The following is a 20,052-nucleotide window of genomic DNA, read 5'->3' as shown; positions in this document are numbered from 1 at the left end:
GTTAAATTTCTCTAATTTTTCTCTATTTAAGGAATTCAGCCGAGAACTACACTTTCAATTGGGAGCTGTTTGATTAAAATGATCTGTGGGATCTAATTTTTTTAAGGTAACCACCAATCCATCCACAGACTGCTCCATTAATAGCTCCCAGTATAGTGAATGGAATTAAAAGGAGAAATGAACCGGTAAAAAGACTTCCCAGGAAGAAAGAAATGGCGCCGGCAATTAAGGCATTTTTAATTCCTAATATCTGGTTGTTGAATGTGTAACCAAGGGCAGCTAGGAGTATAAAGGTTAACAGGGTAAGAATACCTGGAGTAAAGGTCAGTATAAGAGTTATTACTGCTATTACTGGTATAACTAGGACCCATCTGATGTTTCTTAAATTTAGTTCATTTCTGAGGGAATTCAGGGGGTTCATTCCATAATCATAGTAGTTTCCATGGGTACCCTGGGTGTTATTCCAGTTCTGAGCACTTTGGAATCGGTACCGGAGCCGGTTCCAGAATCCGCTCAGACGGTACTTTAAATCCCGGGGGAGGGATGAAATTGATTTTAGTTTTTTTCTCAGGATTTCTGCTCTGGTACTTTTCCGGGGGATAATGGTGGGCTTCCAGCCGGGATCCACAATATCCATATTTTCCACGTACCTTAACTTGCCACCACATTTACATTCACGGGCAAAGTCCTTCACAGATTCACCGGATTGAAGTTCATAGTAACTTTTGCATTTACCACAGATTAAATAACCCATTATATCACCAGAATAAAAAAAATCCAGTTATAGTTAGTATTATCACGGGGATAATTCCTCAATATTAACTGATAAACCTAGTATATATAGTATTAGATCACTTCACCTGATTCAAAGGTGGGGGTGGTAACAATTTGTTTTTAATTTTAGGCTCTTTATTTTTACCATAACGGTTAAAATCAAAATATATTTATTCGCCTTTAAATAAATCTGATTATATATTAGTATAGGGATTTTAGGGGGAAATTTACATGCCTAACACAGTAAAAAAGCCGAAAACTTCCTTTAATAAGCTGCGATGGTTTTTAATAATACTTTATTTTGTAATTAACATTTTAATGATTTTTACCTTCAGTGATCCCAATTTACAATCCGTAGATTACTTCCTGGCCACGGCATTTATATTCGTCCTAGCAGTTTTACACGGAGTGGATAGGTATGGTAAGAAAAACATGTTAATTTTCTTCCTGATTACCTGGGCCGTTAGCTTCACCTTTGAAAACCTGAGCATAGCCACGGGATTCCCCTTTGGATACTACCATTACTCACCCAGCCTGGGGATGATGACCGTTCCCCTTATAATCATATTTGCCTACTTCGCGGTGGGATATCTTTCCTTTGCTTTAGCCCACGTGTTAACTGGCCAGTACGCTAGAAAACTTCAGGGAAAACAGGTTTTCCTGGTACCGCTAATAGCGGCGTTTATAATGGTTATGTGGGATTTAACCATTGATCCCCTTTCTTCCACCTTACAGGGTATGTGGGTGTGGACCAATCCCGGTGCCTACTTCGGAGTTCCGGTCTCCAACTTCTTTGGCTGGTTTCTGGTGGTCTACATTTTCTTCCAGATATTTGCCCTGTACCTTTCCCGATATGACACTATCAATGATAAAATCCGTTCGAAAATCACCAGTAAGCCCTACTGGAGTGAAGCTGCGTTAGTTTATGGTATAACTGCCCTGGGAACTATATTATTCATATTTTTCCAGTACAACTACATCACCATTGATATGGCTTTAATTACCGTGTTCACCATGATATTCGTGGCCCTGGTGGCCCTGGTAAACATCTCCAACAACCCGGAACTGGATAAATAAATGTAAAAGGATTATACAAATGGAAATGCCTGTATTAAATATATTGGCCTGATAAAACTAACCAATTTTGAGTTTAGTCAGCTTAAACCATATTTTAAAAAAAAGCAAATTATTTTAAGTCATATTAGAACATATACTAATATAGATCAGTGATAATATGAAACTACTGGATAATTTTTCAATTAAACCCAATGATACCCATCTTTACGAACTGGCCTTCTTACATGAGTCTTATTCCCATGAAAACGGTCTCAGTGAGTGTTATGAACGCCTGGAATTTTTGGGGGATGCCGTACTGGACCTGGTGGTCTCTGAATTTTTATATAAAATGGATCCAGGGTTAAACGAAGGTGAATTAACCCGTATGCGTGCTAACTTCGTATGTAAACAGGCACTTTATGCCTACTCTACGGAATGGGGATTGGACCAGTACACTAAAATGGGTGCCGGTGCAGAACTAACTAGGCGGGAAGTAGATTCAGTAGTTGCCGATGTTTTTGAATCTTTTATCGGGGCTTTGTACCTGGACCTCGGTCTGGAACCAGTGAAAGAGTTCCTCTCCCAAACTGTGCTGCCCCACATAGAACAGAAAGATGTATTTTTTTATGATTACAAATCTGAATTGAATCAGCTTTGCGACCATGAGAGCTTGGATTTAACCTATGATCTGGTCCATGAGGAAGGGGAACCACATAACAAAACCTTCACCATGGCTGCAATTATCAATGGAGAAAACTACGGAACTGGTAGTGGGGGAAGTAAAAAAGAAGCAGAGCAGAATGCAGCCAAGATGGCTCTTATTAATTTTAATTTTTAAAAAGGGATATGCTTAATGATTTTTCCCCATACCATTGGGAATAAAATTAAAATTTAATAATGCTCATTGCAAATCCCACCATGAGGATTATGGAAAAAATTCCAACAATGAATATAGTTTCCCTGTTGTTCATGTAATAGTGGCCCTCCAAAAATTAATTCTTCAAACCCCTATTGATCTTCCAACAATATAACTTTATCCCAACATTATTAGTTTGTAACAACATTTTTTTATTATAATAGTAATATTGATGTTAATTTATTTTAAGGGACCATATCTATCCCCACACTCCCTCCATTAATCAAATTATTTATCCTAAAATTTTCCATTTAAAAATAACGTGAGAAATAAGTGAGAATTTTGAATTCTGGAATAAAAAAAATTAGATAATAAGTTTAAAGTGGTCGCACCGGTGCTGGTGATAAAGGTCTGGTGGTAGAAGGTGATAATTCTCTTTTCACCGGGCTTGATATTGGTCTTTTTGGGTAAGGGGAGAGGGTACGTTGAGGTGAAGGGGATAAAGGCCGTGTTGACTCGGTCGAAAGTTCTCTTTTTGTTGAGGGGGAAAGTGGACGAGTAACCACGGTTGATAATGGTCTCAGGGGTAGTGATGATAGAGTTCGGGGGGAAAACTCTGATAATGGTCTTAAGGGAGAACTGGATAAAATCCGGGAGGAGTGAGGTGAAAGATACCGAGTTGATTCCGGGGAGAGTGGGCGAGGGGGAGCTGGTGACAGGAAACGTAGGGGAAAGATGCTATTAAGATCACCAGAATAGGCATGATTCTCCCAGTAATAAGTAAAACCAGCATCAACAACCACATTAGATATAACTGGTGAATCTGAAGAACTGAATGAAGTTAAACTACCCCCCACTATAATTAATGATGATAAAAGTGTTATTAACCCCAGTAAATATAATTTTTCCCCCATATAGTCCCCCCAATGGATTTTTATTGCCCCCACAATTCCTATTATATTCTGTTGTTAAACCCTAATTAAATTAGTTAATGTTATCAAATTGTGGAGGTTAATTTTTTTTTGGGGCAGGTTTAATTTTAATCAAACTCCACGGAGTAAAGTCATGGCCACTGCCAGATAAATAGCCAGGGTAGCTATATCACTGAATATGGTAGCCAGTGGTCCGGTGGCCAATGCCGGGTCGTAATTAAACTTCTTTAAAATTAGGGGAGCAAAGGTGTTAATGGTAACCGAGGCAATGATGCTTAAAAACAGTGCCAGGAAAATAATAACTCCCAGTATTAGGCTTTGACGGGTCATATAAGCTAAAAAAGCAGCAAACAAACCGGATACAGCAGCCAGGGTAATGGCCACCACTACTTCCCGGGCGAGGTATTTTCGAACATTGAGGTGGGATTCCAGGGCCATGCTACGGATTATCAGGGCTTCAGTCTGGGCCCCGGCAGCATCACTCATGTACACCATCACTGGTATGAAGCTGGCCAGGGCAATGAAACTGGATAGAAGTTCTTCAAACTGGGCAATCAGGGATGCAGCAAGTGTACCTCCAATAACGCCAATTATAAGCCAGGGAAGGCGCGAACGTATCATGTGGAGGGCTGAAGAATGTATGGTGGTGTATTCATCCCCCACACGGTGGAATATTCCTCCAAAGTTGAACACATCACTCTGCACCTCGTGGTTGAATATCTGGAGTATGGTATCGTAGGGCACCACCCCCATAAAACCCTTTTCTTCATTCACCACGGGAATGGATTTTAAACCATGAGAAAGGGCCAGGTAAACCACATTTTCCTGATCATTGGTAACATCAGTGGTGACCAGGTCACGGATCATAATATCACTGGCCTTTAAACTTTTATCCCCACTGGACATTAGATTTTTAATGGAAATAACACCAACCAGGGTGTTATCTTTTTTAGTGAGATAAATGTAATCCAAAGTTGTGAATTGGTGAGCTGCATCCTCCAGTGCCTTTTCAATCTCAGCCAGAGTGTTATCGTCATTAAATACAGGAACATTATTCACCATATTATATCCAGCAGTTTTTTCAGGGTATTCCATAGATATGACTCCGTTATGCATATAATGTGATTATCAGAACAACTCAGGTTAGATGTTATAACTCATTTAGCCATTTATTTATCTTCAATCAGTTTTAAACCTGGACAATTTTAAATAATCTTTTATTAGGGAATGAGTTTTTTCAGGTTGTTCCACCAGCAAATTATGACCAACACCTTCCATAATTACCATTTTTCCCTGTTTTAAGTTGTTACTGATGAAAATCCCATGATGAGGAGGGGTAAATGTATCTTCAGAACCGGCAATAATCAGTGAAGGAACATCTATTTCACTCAGGTCATCTTTAAGCTCGATCTGAAGGCAGGCCTGCAGGGTGTCGGTTAAACTGGTGAGAGATACCATTTGACTGGTGGTGGCTTTAATCAAAGAAAAAGATTCCTGGTTTTTCTCCAGAAACTCCGGGGTATAGGTAAGAGGAAGGCAGGCATCAAAAAAGGCCTCATAACCCTGCTCGGAAAGGATTTTAAGGAGTGTGTTTAATTTTTTTTCCAGTGGTGGGTCTACCCTGGCAAAACTGGATATGAGAGTCAGGGAATACATTTTTTCGGGGTGATGGAGGGCCAGTTCCAGTAAAACTGCTCCACCCATGGAATGGCCCAGGAAATGTGCTTTTCCAATGTCCAGTGATTCCAGTAACTTTAATAGATCAGTGGCAAAGAGATCCAGGGAGTAGGGACCGGGAGTTTTGCAGGAGTATCCGTGGCCCCGTAGATCCACTGCCAGTGCCCGGTAGTTTGTCTGGAGCAGGGGAACCAGACCTCCCCAGGCAGTATGGTCACTACCCATTCCGTGTATCAATACAACAGGATCACCGCTACCCGTCTCCTGGTAGTATAAATCACAATTTTCTAGTTTTAAGAAGTTCATGGTAAACAACATTAATTTATATTCCCTAAGCATGATTTTAAGCAGGGGAAAATCTTTTCGGGTGCTAGTGGCTTCAGGACATATAATAAATTAGTCCATTAATCTATAAATTTAGTCCATTAATCTTCCAAAAGTTCCTTTAAATTATCTCCAGCCTCCTCATTTAAGGGATTAATCTCAAGAGCCTTATGGTAAGCTTGAATAGCTTTTTCATTCTCATTAAGGGCCTGTCGAGCCATGCCCAGAACACACCAGGCATCATCCCAGTCACCCCTTAACCTGGTGAGTTTTTCCGCAAGATCCCGGCATTCCTTATGGTTACCAGTTTTATAGAGGGAAACTGCCAGGTAATAGATGGTTTCCGGGTTATCCGGGTCTATCTGCAGGGCTCTTTTAAGGGATTTCAATGCTTCTGGTTGATGGTCCTGCTGCTGCTCTATCATGCCCTGGTACTTCCAGGCTGAAAGTTGATTTTCATCCATCTGCAGGGCCTTCTGGAAACAGGAAAGTGCTTGTGGGTAGTTACCATTGAGGTAGAAGGATTCACCCTTTTGGGTGAGATTCTGGGGATTTTCAAATTCATGGTAACCCTCTGCACCCACCATCGATGTTTTTGAAGGTGGACTGGAGATCTCGTGATGATCAGTTGTCAGGTGTGTGGGGAATTCCATGGTTTCACCTTCCATCATTTTCATTATAGATTCTAAAAGGAATATGGTCCCACTTTTATGGAGGGGCTTGTTATCGTTACCACATTTAGGGGAGTAGATGCAGGTGGGGCATCCTTTACGGCACTGGCAGCTTTTAACCATGTCCCGGGTGACCTCCACCAGTTTATCCATGACCTCTACTGCCTTTTCTGCCAGTCCAATTCCCCCTTCGTAGGCATCGTAGATGAAGATAGTTGCTTTCCCGGTTTGTGGGTGGTAGTTGGTGGATAATCCCCCTATATCAAACCGGTCACATAATACCAGCAGGGGGAACATGGAGATAAGGGCGTGTTCTGCACCGTGCAGGCTACCAGCGTAGGCGTCCTTCTTGGTGAATATGTTCTCCAGTGAATCAGCCACCATTCCCGGTACAGTGAACCACAGGCCCCGGGTATGGTACTTTAAGGGTGGCAAGTCCAGTTCATGGGTGGCCAGGGTCTTACCGTAGAGCATCTCCTTGTATTTGTAGAAGTCCTGGGTAACCTTCACCTCTCCAAAGGAGACCGAGAAGTTACCAATTTTCCGGTTGTTCAGCTCTTTTTCAATGGTCACTTCCACATTCCGAAGGGCCTGGGTATGGTAATCCACATCCATCTTCTTGACATTGATGGTTCGTTTTTTGAAGTTGAACTGGTCCACGATGTAGGTTTCCCCCTGATTTATGAGCACTGCCCCTTCGTGGGCCTCACTGTAGGCATGTTGCCGGTCCATGGTCTCCATCAAACGTTTATTATGGAAGACGCGGAAGTGGTCACTGGATATCTGGTCCAGGCTGATTTCCATGGCCGGGTCCTTCCGCCCCACATAGGTTAATCCCTGTCCAGTTTCCTGTACCAGGCCCATCTGACGTATCTCTTCTAAAGTATCATAATCCGCCTCGAAGTACCTTTCAAAGTCATCCACAGTTAATGGTAACTCTTTTATGGCACACAGGAGGTGTCCGTTGACTATTCTCCGGTTCTGGAGGTCGATCACTGCATTTTCATGGGATTTGTGAAAGAGGAATTCAGGGTGCTTCATGAGGTACTGGTCCAGGGCGTTTTCAAAGGCCACCATCACCACCAGGGACTCATTTTCCGCCCGGCCTGCCCTACCGGCCTGCTGCCAGGTGCTGATCATGGTTCCGGGGTAGCCACTGATGATCACCCCGTCCAGACTACCCAGATCCACCCCCAGCTCCAGGGCATTGGTGCAGGTCACCCCTACCAGGGACCCAGTCTTTAGTCCCTTCTCTATTTTTCTCCTCTCTTCGGCCAGATATCCCGACCGGTAGGCAGTTATTCGGTTAACCATGTCTGGTCTGGTTTCATTCAACTCTCTCTTGGTCCACATGGCGATGATCTCCGCCATCTTCCGGCTAACCGTGAAGCACAGGGTCTGCAGATCGTTTAGGACCATGAGCTGGAACAGGTTCTTGGTCTCCTGGTGGGTGGAAAGATCACCCCATTTGGCAAAGGGGTTGTATAAGATGAAATGCTTCTTCCCACTGGGAGAAGTATCATGGTTAACCTCCTGGAAGGTTTTACCCACCAGGTTACGGCTGAACTCCTGGGGATTAGCCAGGGTAGCCGATGAAAGGATGAACTGGGGGTAACTACCGTAATGATTACATATTCGTCTTAACCTTCGGATTAAAAAGGCCACGTTGGAGCCGAAAACCCCCCGGTAGTGGTGGGCCTCGTCAATCACCACGTACTTGAGGTTGCGGTAGAAACGGCTCCACTGGTGGTGCCAGCCCATGATAAGATGTAACATGTAGGGATTGGTTAGAATGAGGCGTGAGTTTTCCTTGATCCAGGGGCGGATGTTCTTGGGGGTGTCCCCGTCGTAGATATTAGGCTTGAAGTCCAGTCCACAGGAGGATTCCAGGTGTTTCAGGACGCTCAACTGGTCATTGGCCAGTGCCTTGGCCGGGTAAATGTAGAGGGCCGTAGCCTCCTCATCTTGACTCAATGTTTCCATGATGGGCAGGTTAAAGGCCAGGGTTTTACCGGAAGCCGTAGGGGTGGTTATGAGTACGTTCTCCCCTTCCCGGATGAGCTGGGTGGCATCAACCTGGTGCTGGTAGAGTTGAATACGGCTGTCCTGGAGGTACTTCTGGATGGATAATGGTAGGCCCTTCACCTCACCGTACTCTGCCTGGCGGGCATTGAGGGTTTCGATATGTTCCACCTTCCGCCTGAAGGTGCGGTTACCTTCCAGTGCATCGAGGACTTGTTGTAACATGATAATCTTCTTATCACATATATGCCCGTTATGGTATAAATAAATCGGTTAAGGTGCTTTTAGATAACCGGAGGCGGAGGTTAATTAATATTTAAATAGGGGTATTAACCTGGTAAAGGGATTTTAAAAAAAAAGACACTCGTAATAGAAGATTTAAAGAAATGGTTTCAAGAGTTAATTATTAAAATTAGAGTGCAGGGGAAGGGATTCGAACCCTTGAAGGCCTACACCAATAGGCCCTGAACCTATCCCCGTTGACCGCTTGGGTACCCCTGCAGTATAACCACATTGGTGGAGGTCATATATAACCTTTCGGTCTGAATCCACTCACTTAACACATTACCTCCGGTGTTTATTAAGAATTTTCCACTCTGGTGGATGGTGATTCTAGTTATGATTGGGAAAGGTTGTTTCAATCTAAATTTTCCCTGATAAATGTCAAAACAGTGCGTATGGCTTTTTCAGGATTTGGATCCAATTTACTTTCAACAACATGTGCATCAGATCCAGAGTGGAAGTGATCAGGAAATGTAGAAATGTGTTGGTGGTCCGGTGCATTGTCCCAGCGATTTATCAATCCTCTTTGGGCTCTTTGTTCCCAGTGGTATGAATAATCCCCATCTTCAGTATGCCAGATATCTAAAAAAGTTTCCATCACAGATATCTAATCTTAACTTGTTGGGATTGCTGGTTTTACCACCTAACAGGCGAGTGGAGACCACAATATCTTTAAATTCGTTTTCGGATATTTTCTTAAGAATAAGATATAATTGCAGCAAAAAAAATCACCGGATTAATTTCAATTTTTCTTCGAGATCTTTCCGGTATTTTTCCTTATTTTTCCAGGTAATATAGTCTTCCCAGGCAGGATGGCTGTTGATGGATTTAGATTCAATGAGTGTATATAAATCTTCTTTGCTAGCAACATCGTACTTGTCACGAAGATCAGCGATTTCCAGCTCAGAAAGTCTGATTTCCTTCTCCAGAAATGCTAGCATACCCCTGGCTATAAGTTCATCTGGAGGTATGTTAACAATTTTACTCACTTCAAGGACAGTATTCATATTATTAACCTCAATCCATGGGATAAGTATTTGTGATATAAATTATGTCCTATCAAACATATAAGAATTAACAGTTAGGGTCTGATTATCAAATTTTTCAGAATTTAAAAAAGCCTGGCCTGATAATCATTGGCCACATTCTCCAGGGTACCGTTCCCACGAATGTGGGTTATACTGTACCCCTTTTTAAGTAAAGACTGGCTGATGAGGTGGTGGCGGTGGCAGTGATAGGGGTTCTCCTCGCTGCACATCAACACCAATGTGTTATTGGGGATTAGGTCCACCAGTTCCTGGAGTCCCTTCTGGTACTTTTCATCCTTCTCCAGGAGGTGGTACTGGAGCTGGTCCTCGTGGTAGAACTTCTTATCCCGTGGTTTTCCACCGATCTTGTTTCCCATATAAACATAGTCTATTTCTGATTCTTCCAGAGTCTTCATTAATGGTTTTTTATTGAAATGGGGGGAGTACTTGCTGTAGGGGCTGGTGCGGACATCCACCACCATGTTGACGTTATTTTTATGGATTAATTCCAGAAATGCTCTGAAAAGATGATTGCTGTGCCCTATGGTGAATACTTGCTGGTTCATGCTAAAACTCTGAGGATATTGGTACTACACTTAATTAGTGGATAGTTTAGAATCGATATTTTAGGAATATTGATTACCTAGTGAATTATTCTATTACCATTAAAAATTTAAGGTTATTTTTCCCGGTATTCCAGCTTGAAATCTTTCCAGGGGTTTTTACCACTCTTGGATGGTTGTTTGCCATTGAAGGTTATACGGACTTCCAGTCCCATATCCACCTTTTCCATTAACCCGTCCAGGACTGTGGAGCCCCAAACCTTAACCTCTCCTTCACTGGTCCTTATGGTGTAGAGGTTGCTCTTGAACTGGCCTACATTTTCTTCCAGATCAATGTAGGTTCCCTGCAATGTTTCTCCGATGACCTCCGGTTCCCAAAATTTGGTTTTTTCCTTTTCCTCTTCATCTCTTTTAACTTCTTTCCATTGGCTCATTTTTATTCCCTCTCAAGATTGTATTGATAGACACTGTAATAAAAATATTTGTAATAATTCTATTATAAAAGTTATGTTACATTATGTGCTATTATGTGGGGGATAATGAAAAATACGAACGGTTCTAAATTCTCCAAACAGTTTATATAATACAAACAGTTCGTAAATTCCCCGAACAGTACGTAAAATCAGTAATTTTTTCTACAATCCCCACCATAAATATGGTGGAGAGGGGTTAGCCACTATCACTGTAAAAATGCTTTGCCGGCCTATAATATATCTGTACAACAACCCCTTCTCACCCTAATCACATTTAATTTTTCCTTTCTTTAGAATATTGTTTTTTATCTCTTCATCCTTTCAGAGTATTGTTTTCATCCCTTTGGCGCTTTAGCACTACTTTTTTAAATTTTATAAATCAAATATTTACAGGGAGATAATAAGGAGGGTTGAACCTATGGGCGAGGGAAACACTGTTCTAGAACTGGATGAAGAAGAATTAGAAGAGGTTATGATCCGGATTATGAAGACCTTACGGGAAGCTGAGTTTCCCTACATGGAGTTTTCCGGTGAATGTGGCTACATTATCCTGGACCGGCACCCCCTGGATCTGTGGAGTGTGGAGAAACTGGAGAAGGAAGACCCTTCCGAGGCACAGACTTATTCCTTTAAAATCAATGCCACCTTCATACCCAAAGAAGAAGAGTAGTCTAGTACCTTTAATTTAACAGTGTTTTAATTTATTTCTTATTGAAACAGTCATTCTTTCCCGTTTATGAACGGTCATTCTTCCGGTTAGATATTGGTTAAACCTGGTACTATGGCATTTATAATTAGTATATAGTAAATTTAGAGTCATTTTAACCTATATCGGTATGGATCTCTTTGGTGGGGTTCCAGATCATGGTAACATCTTAAATCTTCACGGGTTAATGGTGTGGCCTTTTCCCAGTACCGGTCCATTTCCGTGGTTAATCCCGGCAATATATCTATTTTTCCAGTTATTGTGGTTTCCAGTGATTTGTGGAGGCTGTACCAGTACCAGTTGGCACTTCCCAGGTAAAATAAAGCCTGGTCCAGGAGGATAACCTTGGAGTGGAGGTAGGGAAGGGTCCGGGCCTGGAAGTTTTCCAGATTTTCACGGGCCAGGTTCAAGGCGGAGAGTGTCTTGGCGTCAATAAGTTCATCTCCATCTATACGCACCAGGAAACAAACCCCTATTTTGGTGGTTTGCATTGAATCCAGGACTTTAGCTACAAAATATGCATCAAGCCAGGGGCCAACTACCATTATACTTTGAGTTACCTGTGAGATATCGTGCTGGAGCCAGGGTAGTAGCTGGTCCTGGCCCAGGAGTTTTAAATCCACATTATCTTCTGCCATCTTAAATCCCCTGCAGTTATATTTATTCAATAGATATTTATTATTAAGTATTATATTAAATCTATTACTGTATTTAGGTAATCCTTTTTTTCCAGAGAATGAAGAGAACGATAAAAAAAAGGATGATAAATAAAAAGGAGTATTTTAAAAAAAGGGTCAGATGGATTTAACTTTCAATCAATCCATCCCTGATTCTCAGTACACGGGTGTCCCGGGTGGTTTCCACATCGTGGGTAACCATGATCACCGTGGTTCCCTCCTCATTAACCTGATGCAGGAGGTCGATTATGTTGCTGGTGGCTTCACTGTCCAGGTTACCAGTTGGTTCGTCGGCCAGGATGAACTTGGGATGGTTCACCAGGGCCCGGGCAATGGCCACCCTCTGCCTCTCCCCACCAGAAAGCTTGGCGGGAAGGTAATTCATCCGGGGCCCCAGACCAACTATTTCCACACATTCCTCTGCCCTTTTTATCCGGGAGGATTTATCCATCTTCTTACTACCGGTGAGGTTCCTCATGGGAAATTCCACATTATCCCGTACACTCAACGCCGGCAGGAGGTTGAAAGTCTGGAAGATGTATCCAATATTCTCCGCCCTCATCCGGGTGAGTTCCTTATCCTTCATTGCCGCGATATTCTTCCCTCCAATGTAAAGATCCCCCTGGGTAGGGGTATCTAAGCCCCCAATGAGGTTGAGGAGGGTTGATTTACCGGACCCAGAAGGACCCATAATGGATACAAATTCTCCCGCATCTACACTTATATCCAGCCCCCGTAGGGCGTGGACCTCGGTACTATCCAGTTTATAGGTTTTCCAGAGTCCTTCTCCTTTAACTAAACCTTTCATTACACACACTTCCTTTCATTATTCTTATTCATATCGCAGAGCATCTATAGGACTGATTCTGGTGGCCAGGTAGGCAGGTATGAGTCCACTGAAGGTTCCAATTACAAATACGATGACCAGGACCTGCAAGACAATGGCTCCGGGTATGTTGAAGCTCAGGAAATTCACTTCTTTTGCTCCCATCAATAGGCCCAGCATGCTGTAGGTGGGTGACATGAGGATGATCCCCACAATACCACCCACTAAGCTCAGGATAAGTGATTCATATATTATCAAGGCCATAATTTTCATTTTACTGGTTCCAATAGCCCTCATGGTTCCTATCTCCTTGGTTTTTTCCTTGACCGACATCATCATAACGATCATGATGATGATCACTGAAACCAGGAATATGAAGGTGCTGATCATGTTCATGAATATCCTGATCTGGCTCAGGTTGTCATCCAGTGTTTTCTGGGTGTCCTTCTGGGAGTAAATGGTGTAACTGGGATAAGCGTCCTGCAGACTGGTTTCTGCACCGTCAATGGAGCCAGAAGGAGTGATGATAACTGTGGATATGAGTCCGGACATGTCCATCACTGCCTGGGCATGGGAAAGAGGCATGACCAGGGAATTATCAATGGTCAGGGGCCATCCACTGCCCACCTGCTTCATGATACCCACTACCTTGTACTGGTTTCCCTGCACAGTTATGGTGCCACCTACCGTGGCGTTGTATTTTTTAGCAGCCTCGGAACCCACTATAACCGCATTGTCACCTTCACCCACCAGGGAACTTTTACCATTCACGGTGGCGTTCTCCAGGAAGGCCTGCTCCTTACCAGGTGTCAAACCCACGATCATGGTGTACTGGGCACTCTCCCCGGTTTGAACCGGTGCAAAGAGGGCCTCGGTACTTTTGGCCTGGTCAACTTCGGCCCTTTTCAGGACTTCATCCCCCAGTGTTTGGGGGATTATACTGGCGTAGGGTGGGAAGCTGGTCCCGTTCTTTTCAAAGTACAATTGCCCGTTAACTGTTCCCAGGTCTCCCTTGAGACCGGATTCCATTTCATAGAGGACCAGGTTAACGGTACCAATGAGTAAAACACAGACCATGACTCCAATGATACACATGGCCGTGCGGCCCTTTTTGGCTTTAAAATCTTTAAAAGCTATATCTAACATTTTTCATTTCACCTTAATCTAGAAAACACCTTAAAAAATAGTGATGATTCCTTTCTTTAAATTCCCATAAGTAAAAATACTTCAATCTAATTCTAATGTAATTATTGTAGATTTAATTAGTTATTTCCCACTGTATATAAATTTTAGTATTATTTAGGGTAGTTAGATCAGAAAATTTTCCCATGGTTAACATGTATTGCAAAATGCAATACAAATCATATGTAATGTAAAAAGCATTACTTTCTGTGGTAGTTAATCCCTATATGACAACCTTTATAAGTGATGTTAAACTTAAGTTTTAGTGTACTAATAGTGTATTATGAAGGTGTATTTTCAGTTGAAATTTACCAGTAAATTAGCTTTTAAAACTACCAAAACGCAACCATTATTATTTGATTATTTTAACAGATTTTTTTTAACTGTGGAAATGTTAGTGTCAGATGGAATTAAGGGATTATCCACCCATTCTTCTTTAAATCCCCTATCCAGGTCATGATAACATTTCTGGTTTTGAAAAGAAATGGCAGATCCTGCTAGCCCTATCTCTGGGAACCATGATGGTTCCCATTAACGCCAGCATCATCAACGTATCCCTACCCACCATCTCCGTCTACTTTGGAGTGGCCCTGACCACAGTCCAGTGGGTACTGATCTCATATTTGATAACCCTTTTAGGCTTTGTCCTATTCTTCTCCCGGTTAGGAGACTTCTACGGACAGGAAAGGGTGTACATGGCTGGTCTGGTGGGATTTGTAGCCACATCACTACTCTGTAGTTTATCCCCTTCAGTGGAAGCTCTCATCATCTTCCGGGGACTGCAGGGACTGGCCGCGGCCATGATGATCAGTGTGTCCATGGCCCTGGTCCGCCGATCCTTCCCCAGCCACATACTAGGAAGAGCCCTGGGAATATACGCCGTGGCCATAGCTGCCGGCCTGGCCCTAGGACCCGCCATTGGAGGAGTGATTTCTGGATATCTGGGATGGAGAGCCATATTCCTGGTGAACGTACCCACGGGAATACTGGACTTCGTATTCTGTTACCAGATCCTCAAGCGCAGCACCCGTACAGCAGTTAAATGGGACATACCCGGTACCTTGTTACAGTTTCTGGGCCTGTTTTTAACCGTACTAACCTTGAACCTGGTGGAACAGGCCAGTTATCTTTTCGCTGCCTTCACCGGGGTAGGGGCCGTGGTCATGCTGGGCCTCTTTGTTTACCAGGAACTTCACTGCGAACACCCGGTCCTGGATTTAAGACTCTTCAAAAGGAAGACCTTCGGGGCCTTTAACCTCAGCCTGCACTTCAACTACCTGTGCATGTACATGATGTTCTTTGCCGTGCCCTTCTACCTCCAGAAGGTCCTCCACCTGGACCAGGCCACCACTGGCCTGGTGTTAACTGCCTCACCCATCCTGATGATGGTGGTGGCCCCCATCAGTGGTATGGTCTCCGACCGCTTCGGATCCCGGATCCCGGCCTTTGCCGGGTCTATGGTTTCCGCGGCGGCCCTATTATCCATGACCCAGTTAACGGTAAACTCCACTGCGGGGGATGTGTTCATCCGCCTGGCAGTGATGGGACTGGGAGTGGCCCTGTTCCAGTCACCCACCAACAAGGCCCTGATGAGCCAGCTACCCACTGAAAAATCAGGGGTGGCCTCCGGTATCATTGCCACCACCCGTAACCTGGGGATGGTGTTTGCCGTGTGTTATGCAGGACTTTTAATCCACCTGGCCATATCCCCTGAACTCATGCAGGCCAGCCAACTACAGGGAGTGGCTGCTGCCAATTTAACCAGTGGACTGCACCTGGTGGTCATCTTCGGAGCAATCCTCAGTGTGGGTATGGCTGTACTATCCCTGGCTGGTCTTAAAAACAAGAAGAAGGCCCTGGTCAAGTACGAACAGGTGGCCCTTAAGAAGACCATCCAGATGGAACAGAAAATGGTTAAAACCGTGGGCATGGCGTTGATGGTCATGGTTCAACACACCAAATAGGTAGATTACCCCTGGTTATCGTTCACTCCGGGATATCTTTACCCCAGGATATCTTTTACCAAGTGGTTTCTCCTTTTTTCTTAATTTTATTCTAAAAAGTCTGAGTAAATTATATTAGTTCTGGGCAACAATATTTTATCAAATTAACATGCAATGGAAGGGGGGCACCACTGGTATGTTTTCAGACGATTTTAGGGTTTCAAATTTAATTTGCCATCGTATCCCAGAGAGAACTTTTAATATTCATGGGATCTACTTCCCGGTTTGCGCCCGTTGCACTGGATTTTATCTGGGTGCCTTTTCATACTTTATTTATGCCTACTTCTTCTACATTGACTACACCATTTACCTGGTAGCACTGGGGATACTCATGATGATCCCTACATTTTTAGATGGTTTCACCCAGTTGGGGGGTTCACGTATGAGTAACAATACATTACGCTTATTAACTGGACTTTTAGGGGGTGTTGGCCTAGCTATTGTGGTTAAAGCAATTAAATGGGTAGTGATAACTAGTTTGTAATTTTTTACAGGGTTTTTAGTGATGTAGGTGATAGTTATGAGCAAGATTTGTCCCAATTGTAAGAGTGAAAATGAAGATTCGGCTGAGTTCTGCCAAGAGTGCGGAACCAAACTGCCTAAATATTCCTATAGTGTTCCTCCGGCCGGAGAAGAAAAAACAGAACCTAAAAAAGGTAACTGGTGGAGTAAACAGACCAACACGGTGAAGGTTCTCACCATTGTGGGTGGTTGTTGCGTGGGTCTTATTGTTATAATAGGGTTACTGGCTGTACTGTTCCCGGATGCAACCACCTTTAACTACTACGTAGGAGATACAACTGCCCTGACCAAAACCTTTTCACAGAATGGTTTAACCTTTAATTATCCCGATGACTGGCAGACTGCCACTTCCCAGGGGGATATTGTAAGCAGTGGATCGAGTGTGCAGTATCTGACCAGCCTGTACGGTTCAGACGGTCTCACCCTGCATGTTTCCATGGGAGATCTGGCGGCAGTAGGGGCGACCATGGCCCAGGCCAAGGAGGCCACCAAAACCAATATTCAGGGTGGTTCATCAGCCAAGCTATTGAGTGACACCCAGACCACGGTAAATGGACTTACCATGTACAAGATGATATTTACCCTAACTGACCCCACCAGCAACCAGGAAAACAAGGTTTTAACCGCCATCACCGGTAAGGAAGGTCAGAAAGTTTACTACATGCAGTTCATTGCCGAAACCAGTGTCTTTGACAACAACCAGAAGTTGATGGACAGTATACTGAACAGTGTAAAAGTGAGTTAAGGGGTTTGGAAAAAAACACCCCTTATTTATCTATTTTTTTAATAATTTTTTTGGTATCCAAATATTTCAAGGTTTTTAAGGTAAAATGGTCTTTTTCAATCCACCTTGACGTTGAAGGTTTCCTTTTTCTCCAGTTTGGGCATGGTCACGGTCAGGACACCGTTGTCGAATTTGGCGGTGACTTCGCCGAGTTTCACCTTGGCCGGGAGTATCAAGGTACGGGCTGCCGAGGCGTAACGCCTTTCCTTGCGGTGGTAAACCACTCCCTCTTCCTCCCCTTCTTCTTCGCTTTCCTGGGAGGACTCGGCACTAATCTCCAGGGTGTCCTCGGTGAGGTCGATCTGGATATCCTCCCGCTTAACCCCCGGTAGGTCCGTCTTGACCACAATCTGGTTCTCGTCCTCCATAACATCCATGGCCGGTTTAAACGGTCGGCTGGTGTATTCGGCAATGGCATTGTCCAGATCCACCTGTCTCTCCTTGATGGTCTGGAGCATATTGTCTATAATCTCTTCTGCCTTTCCCTTTTTCTCATTCATGTCTAATCCCCCTTTTATTTTATGAAAATTAAGGCCTTAAACTGAAAAAACAAGGTGAACATCACGGTAGTTATTATGTTTTTAATGGTAGTTATTTTTTAATGTGCAGTCAGGGTGGGGATCAGAAGGGGTTAAAAGAACAATTATTTGGAAGGAAAAAGGAATATTATTTTTCTCAAGGAAGTTTTCCACTCATACCTCTACTTCCAGAGACGCCAGGCAAACTGAGTTGATTTCAGGTATCACTTCGCCACTTTCCAGGCGGTCTTCCAGATGGAGTTTAATGGCATCTTTAATATTGGCCATAACCTCCTCGTAGGTATCTCCCTGAGTGTAACATCCTTGAAGTTCCGGAGAAAAAGCGAAATATCCATCTTTATCATGTTCTACAATGACCGAAACTTTATATTTTCGTTTCATTATGTACATCTTGTAACTCCTTAATTATAAAAATTTACTTCAAACAAAAATAGTAATAACTATTATATAAAAATTATGTAAATATTCTCATTCTACATACAGGGGATTATGGTATGATAACACCCCATTCTAGCCAGGCCAAAAAAATATTTGAAAGGGAATCAACCTCCAGATTAAAATTTCATCCCTTAATCCCAAATAGGAACCGGATCCCCTTGATTCTCCTAACCACCTCAATGGTGGCTATGGTGAATACGAAACTCAACGCCATGGTGAGGATTACCTGCAGGGCCATCATACCCGGCAACCAGCCAATAAGGTAGTAGGCAAACAGGTTGATCCATACAATGTGGAAGATGTAAATGGGGAAGGAAGCCGCAGACAGGTACAGGGTGGTGGGGTTTTTAAATTCCAAGTAGTGTTTACCCATTCCCATGACCCCCAGGACTCCCAGCCACAGGATAACGTTGGCGTAGAGCTGCATCAGGAACAGAGACAGGATGGATGTAGTGGCACTGCCCGCGTCTGCCGATGAACTCAGGATAGATAAAGCTAGCACCACATAGATACTGGTTAAAACCACAAAGGAGATGAAAAGTGGCCATCTTTTATCCTCCAGCTTCTCCTGCACACTGTCATCCGACAGTAAGAAGTAACCGGCCATGAAGAGTAATAAGAACTGAACTACACTTTTATCCGGGTATAAATTGAGGAAAAAGCTACCAATGGTCAGGGGGATTATCATCAGCAATAGTTTAGGTACAGTTACCTTTTCCATGGGTATTCTCCATTCTCCCTTTTTGTACTTCATGATAAAGGGCAGGGCCACCACCGAGACTATGAACAGGTACAACAGGAACCACAGGGGGCCTATAATTATTCCGTTGGCCAGGTACTCCAGGGGGTGGCTGAAAATAGATAGCCACAGGGAGAGGAAGCTACCGGTGTATCCACTGTAAAGGAAGCCGAAGTAAACACTCACCGGTATTACCAGGAGGACACCCGCCGCTGCCGGGAGGAGGAGTTTGGTCACCCTTTCCTTAAGATATTCCGTGGAATTTCTCCTCTTCAGGGAGTAGTAGGTGGCGATCCCGGCCACAGTGAACAGCAGTTGCATGAACCAGGGGGCAAAACAGAGGAGGAATGCATTGGCCACCATTGAGTTAGCCACGTGGAAGTAGTAGGACCCGATACTGCTATAGAGGAGTAAGGTATGGTACGGGAACAATACTAAAATTACAAGCCATCGCAAATTATCAAGGTAATATTTTCTCATTTAGAATTCTCCATTAACTAAATCATTATGAGCATAGCTATCTTGTTTTAAATTGATAACAGACCACAATTTACATTTAGTAAAACTATTAAGACTTGATACTTAATTAAAAGGATAAATGTGGTCACTAATTACCATATCACTCGGAAGTTAATAAGTATTTGCTATTTAATGCAAAAAAACGTGTAGGTGTAAGTAAGTAGTCAGAAATGATTTCTAAAAAAACGGGATCAAATATTAATAAATATGGTCGTGATGTCTATAATCTAAAAGGAGAACAGTTTTTTCGGCTTCAATTATTTCATAAACCAGAACAAAGGATCCAATATGAACTCTTCTAAGACCGTACATATCATTCTGGAGAGGTTTGAAGCGATATGGATCTTCCAGTACTTGTAGTAATTTTTTTCTGATTATTCTAATTTGTTTTTTATCGCGCTTTTCTAGCTTTTTAAAGTTTTTATCCACTCTATTGTTTATTTCTAGAGTGTAAGTCAT

Annotated in this window: 23 protein-coding genes and 1 tRNA gene; 6 read left to right on the top strand and 18 right to left on the bottom strand. The window is 43.1% G+C overall.

The window, feature by feature from the left end; translation table 11 throughout:
• Window positions 1–73 precede the first annotated feature (73 nt).
• Complete coding sequence (locus tag QC759_RS11090) at window positions 74–754, bottom strand: hypothetical protein (RefSeq protein WP_048073284.1); 681 nt, start codon at window positions 752–754, stop codon at window positions 74–76.
• Window positions 755–1,005: 251 nt separating this feature from the next.
• On the opposite strand from QC759_RS11090, the gene QC759_RS11085 reads away from it, so the two are divergent.
• Both QC759_RS11085 and rnc read left to right on the top strand, forming a co-directional pair.
• A complete protein-coding gene (locus tag QC759_RS11085; protein ID WP_048073283.1) occupies window positions 1,006–1,851 on the top strand; it encodes a carotenoid biosynthesis protein in 846 nt (281 codons plus the stop codon).
• A 157-nt stretch (window positions 1,852–2,008) separates the two neighbouring features.
• Window positions 2,009–2,668 (top strand): ribonuclease III, encoded by a 660-nt coding sequence (gene rnc, locus QC759_RS11080; protein ID WP_048073282.1) that lies wholly within the window; start codon window positions 2,009–2,011, stop codon window positions 2,666–2,668.
• 395 nt (window positions 2,669–3,063) lie between these two features.
• Here rnc and QC759_RS11075 read toward each other — a convergent pair whose 3' ends face one another.
• The 10 genes from QC759_RS11075 to QC759_RS11030 all read right to left on the bottom strand — a co-directional run bounded on the left by QC759_RS11075 (window position 3,064) and on the right by QC759_RS11030 (window position 10,619).
• Complete coding sequence (locus tag QC759_RS11075) at window positions 3,064–3,600, bottom strand: hypothetical protein (protein WP_144405539.1); 537 nt, start codon at window positions 3,598–3,600, stop codon at window positions 3,064–3,066.
• A 129-nt stretch (window positions 3,601–3,729) separates the two neighbouring features.
• Window positions 3,730–4,713: a magnesium transporter gene (locus QC759_RS11070; RefSeq protein ID WP_048073281.1), complete on the bottom strand. Its 984-nt coding sequence runs from the start codon at window positions 4,711–4,713 to the stop codon at window positions 3,730–3,732.
• Window positions 4,714–4,797: 84 nt separating this feature from the next.
• Entirely contained in the window at window positions 4,798–5,613 is an 816-nt protein-coding gene (locus tag QC759_RS11065; RefSeq protein WP_052659998.1) for an alpha/beta fold hydrolase, read from the bottom strand.
• A 107-nt stretch (window positions 5,614–5,720) separates the two neighbouring features.
• The gene (locus tag QC759_RS11060) at window positions 5,721–8,537 is read right to left on the bottom strand and encodes a DEAD/DEAH box helicase (protein WP_048073280.1); all 2,817 of its coding nucleotides are present in this window, start codon (window positions 8,535–8,537) and stop codon (window positions 5,721–5,723) included.
• Window positions 8,538–8,730: 193 nt separating this feature from the next.
• Window positions 8,731–8,813, bottom strand: a tRNA-Leu gene (locus tag QC759_RS11055).
• Between the two features lie 136 nt (window positions 8,814–8,949).
• Entirely contained in the window at window positions 8,950–9,192 is a 243-nt protein-coding gene (locus QC759_RS11050; RefSeq protein WP_048073279.1) for a toxin-antitoxin system TumE family protein, read from the bottom strand.
• Window positions 9,161–9,316 carry a hypothetical protein gene (locus tag QC759_RS11045; RefSeq protein WP_243687099.1) on the bottom strand — a complete coding sequence of 52 codons (156 nt, stop codon included), beginning with the start codon at window positions 9,314–9,316 and terminating at the stop codon, window positions 9,161–9,163. Before QC759_RS11045 ends, QC759_RS11050 begins: the two co-directional genes overlap by 32 nt.
• A 6-nt stretch (window positions 9,317–9,322) precedes the next feature.
• Window positions 9,323–9,601, bottom strand: coding sequence for a hypothetical protein (locus tag QC759_RS11040; RefSeq protein ID WP_048073278.1), 279 nt, complete (start codon window positions 9,599–9,601; stop codon window positions 9,323–9,325).
• A gap of 104 nt (window positions 9,602–9,705) precedes the next feature.
• On the bottom strand, window positions 9,706–10,188 hold the full coding sequence (locus tag QC759_RS11035) for a DUF488 domain-containing protein (RefSeq protein WP_048073277.1): 483 nt from the start codon (window positions 10,186–10,188) through the stop codon (window positions 9,706–9,708).
• A gap of 113 nt (window positions 10,189–10,301) precedes the next feature.
• A complete protein-coding gene (locus QC759_RS11030) occupies window positions 10,302–10,619 on the bottom strand; it encodes an aminotransferase class IV (RefSeq protein ID WP_048073276.1) in 318 nt (105 codons plus the stop codon).
• 457 nt (window positions 10,620–11,076) lie between these two features.
• Between QC759_RS11030 and QC759_RS11025 the strand changes: the two genes are divergently transcribed.
• Window positions 11,077–11,328 (top strand): hypothetical protein, encoded by a 252-nt coding sequence (locus QC759_RS11025; protein ID WP_048073275.1) that lies wholly within the window; start codon window positions 11,077–11,079, stop codon window positions 11,326–11,328.
• Between the two features lie 146 nt (window positions 11,329–11,474).
• Here QC759_RS11025 and QC759_RS11020 read toward each other — a convergent pair whose 3' ends face one another.
• The 3 genes from QC759_RS11020 to QC759_RS11010 all read right to left on the bottom strand — a co-directional run bounded on the left by QC759_RS11020 (window position 11,475) and on the right by QC759_RS11010 (window position 14,013).
• Complete coding sequence (locus tag QC759_RS11020) at window positions 11,475–12,002, bottom strand: phospholipase D-like domain-containing protein (protein WP_048073274.1); 528 nt, start codon at window positions 12,000–12,002, stop codon at window positions 11,475–11,477.
• 166 nt (window positions 12,003–12,168) lie between these two features.
• A complete protein-coding gene (locus QC759_RS11015; protein ID WP_048073273.1) occupies window positions 12,169–12,849 on the bottom strand; it encodes an ABC transporter ATP-binding protein in 681 nt (226 codons plus the stop codon).
• Window positions 12,850–12,873: 24 nt separating this feature from the next.
• A complete protein-coding gene (locus QC759_RS11010) occupies window positions 12,874–14,013 on the bottom strand; it encodes an ABC transporter permease (RefSeq protein WP_048073272.1) in 1,140 nt (379 codons plus the stop codon).
• A 554-nt stretch (window positions 14,014–14,567) separates the two neighbouring features.
• Here QC759_RS11010 and QC759_RS11005 point away from each other — a divergent pair.
• From QC759_RS11005 to QC759_RS10995, 3 genes are all read left to right on the top strand, one after another.
• Window positions 14,568–16,013 carry an MFS transporter gene (locus QC759_RS11005; protein WP_082055721.1) on the top strand — a complete coding sequence of 482 codons (1,446 nt, stop codon included), beginning with the start codon at window positions 14,568–14,570 and terminating at the stop codon, window positions 16,011–16,013.
• Between the two features lie 175 nt (window positions 16,014–16,188).
• Entirely contained in the window at window positions 16,189–16,536 is a 348-nt protein-coding gene (locus QC759_RS11000; protein WP_048073270.1) for a DUF2085 domain-containing protein, read from the top strand.
• A gap of 36 nt (window positions 16,537–16,572) precedes the next feature.
• On the top strand, window positions 16,573–17,319 hold the full coding sequence (locus QC759_RS10995) for a PsbP-related protein (protein ID WP_048073269.1): 747 nt from the start codon (window positions 16,573–16,575) through the stop codon (window positions 17,317–17,319).
• A gap of 95 nt (window positions 17,320–17,414) precedes the next feature.
• On the opposite strand, the gene QC759_RS10990 is transcribed toward QC759_RS10995, so the two are convergent.
• From QC759_RS10990 to QC759_RS12275, 4 genes are all read right to left on the bottom strand, one after another.
• The gene (locus tag QC759_RS10990; RefSeq protein ID WP_048073268.1) at window positions 17,415–17,858 is read right to left on the bottom strand and encodes an Hsp20/alpha crystallin family protein; all 444 of its coding nucleotides are present in this window, start codon (window positions 17,856–17,858) and stop codon (window positions 17,415–17,417) included.
• Window positions 17,859–18,050: 192 nt separating this feature from the next.
• A complete protein-coding gene (locus QC759_RS10985) occupies window positions 18,051–18,287 on the bottom strand; it encodes a type II toxin-antitoxin system HicB family antitoxin (protein WP_197050487.1) in 237 nt (78 codons plus the stop codon).
• A 172-nt stretch (window positions 18,288–18,459) separates the two neighbouring features.
• The gene (locus tag QC759_RS10980) at window positions 18,460–19,554 is read right to left on the bottom strand and encodes an acyltransferase family protein (RefSeq protein ID WP_048073267.1); all 1,095 of its coding nucleotides are present in this window, start codon (window positions 19,552–19,554) and stop codon (window positions 18,460–18,462) included.
• 237 nt (window positions 19,555–19,791) lie between these two features.
• The gene (locus QC759_RS12275) at window positions 19,792–20,052 is read right to left on the bottom strand and encodes a type II toxin-antitoxin system RelE family toxin (protein WP_048073266.1); all 261 of its coding nucleotides are present in this window, start codon (window positions 20,050–20,052) and stop codon (window positions 19,792–19,794) included.

The sequence above is a fragment of the Methanobacterium formicicum genome (genome assembly GCF_029848115.1).
Classification (GTDB): Archaea; Methanobacteriota; Methanobacteria; order Methanobacteriales; family Methanobacteriaceae; genus Methanobacterium; species Methanobacterium formicicum.
Note: the sequence above shows the minus strand (reverse complement) of the source record. Positions and strands in the feature narration are given on the sequence as shown.

Excerpts from the sequence above, each read along its gene's own strand:
- QC759_RS11090 (WP_048073284.1), bottom strand. The coding sequence starts at position 754 with ATGGGTTATTTAATCTGTGGTAAATGCAAAAGTTACTATGAACTTCAA.
- QC759_RS10985 (WP_197050487.1), bottom strand. The coding sequence starts at position 18,287 with ATGTACATAATGAAACGAAAATATAAAGTTTCGGTCATTGTAGAACAT.
- QC759_RS11000 (WP_048073270.1), top strand. The coding sequence starts at position 16,189 with ATGTTTTCAGACGATTTTAGGGTTTCAAATTTAATTTGCCATCGTATC.
- QC759_RS12275 (WP_048073266.1), bottom strand. The coding sequence starts at position 20,052 with ATGACTTACACTCTAGAAATAAACAATAGAGTGGATAAAAACTTTAAA.
- QC759_RS11020 (WP_048073274.1), bottom strand. The coding sequence starts at position 12,002 with ATGGCAGAAGATAATGTGGATTTAAAACTCCTGGGCCAGGACCAGCTA.
- QC759_RS11005 (WP_082055721.1), top strand. The coding sequence starts at position 14,568 with ATGATGGTTCCCATTAACGCCAGCATCATCAACGTATCCCTACCCACC.
- rnc (WP_048073282.1), top strand. The coding sequence starts at position 2,009 with ATGAAACTACTGGATAATTTTTCAATTAAACCCAATGATACCCATCTT.
- QC759_RS11075 (WP_144405539.1), bottom strand. The coding sequence starts at position 3,600 with ATGGGGGAAAAATTATATTTACTGGGGTTAATAACACTTTTATCATCA.
- QC759_RS11035 (WP_048073277.1), bottom strand. The coding sequence starts at position 10,188 with ATGAACCAGCAAGTATTCACCATAGGGCACAGCAATCATCTTTTCAGA.
- QC759_RS11030 (WP_048073276.1), bottom strand. The coding sequence starts at position 10,619 with ATGAGCCAATGGAAAGAAGTTAAAAGAGATGAAGAGGAAAAGGAAAAA.
- QC759_RS11025 (WP_048073275.1), top strand. The coding sequence starts at position 11,077 with ATGGGCGAGGGAAACACTGTTCTAGAACTGGATGAAGAAGAATTAGAA.
- QC759_RS11010 (WP_048073272.1), bottom strand. The coding sequence starts at position 14,013 with ATGTTAGATATAGCTTTTAAAGATTTTAAAGCCAAAAAGGGCCGCACG.
- QC759_RS11070 (WP_048073281.1), bottom strand. The coding sequence starts at position 4,713 with ATGGAATACCCTGAAAAAACTGCTGGATATAATATGGTGAATAATGTT.
- QC759_RS11085 (WP_048073283.1), top strand. The coding sequence starts at position 1,006 with ATGCCTAACACAGTAAAAAAGCCGAAAACTTCCTTTAATAAGCTGCGA.
- QC759_RS10995 (WP_048073269.1), top strand. The coding sequence starts at position 16,573 with ATGAGCAAGATTTGTCCCAATTGTAAGAGTGAAAATGAAGATTCGGCT.
- QC759_RS10980 (WP_048073267.1), bottom strand. The coding sequence starts at position 19,554 with ATGAGAAAATATTACCTTGATAATTTGCGATGGCTTGTAATTTTAGTA.
- QC759_RS10990 (WP_048073268.1), bottom strand. The coding sequence starts at position 17,858 with ATGAATGAGAAAAAGGGAAAGGCAGAAGAGATTATAGACAATATGCTC.
- QC759_RS11065 (WP_052659998.1), bottom strand. The coding sequence starts at position 5,613 with ATGTTGTTTACCATGAACTTCTTAAAACTAGAAAATTGTGATTTATAC.
- QC759_RS11040 (WP_048073278.1), bottom strand. The coding sequence starts at position 9,601 with ATGAATACTGTCCTTGAAGTGAGTAAAATTGTTAACATACCTCCAGAT.
- QC759_RS11060 (WP_048073280.1), bottom strand. The coding sequence starts at position 8,537 with ATGTTACAACAAGTCCTCGATGCACTGGAAGGTAACCGCACCTTCAGG.
- QC759_RS11050 (WP_048073279.1), bottom strand. The coding sequence starts at position 9,192 with ATGGAAACTTTTTTAGATATCTGGCATACTGAAGATGGGGATTATTCA.
- QC759_RS11015 (WP_048073273.1), bottom strand. The coding sequence starts at position 12,849 with ATGAAAGGTTTAGTTAAAGGAGAAGGACTCTGGAAAACCTATAAACTG.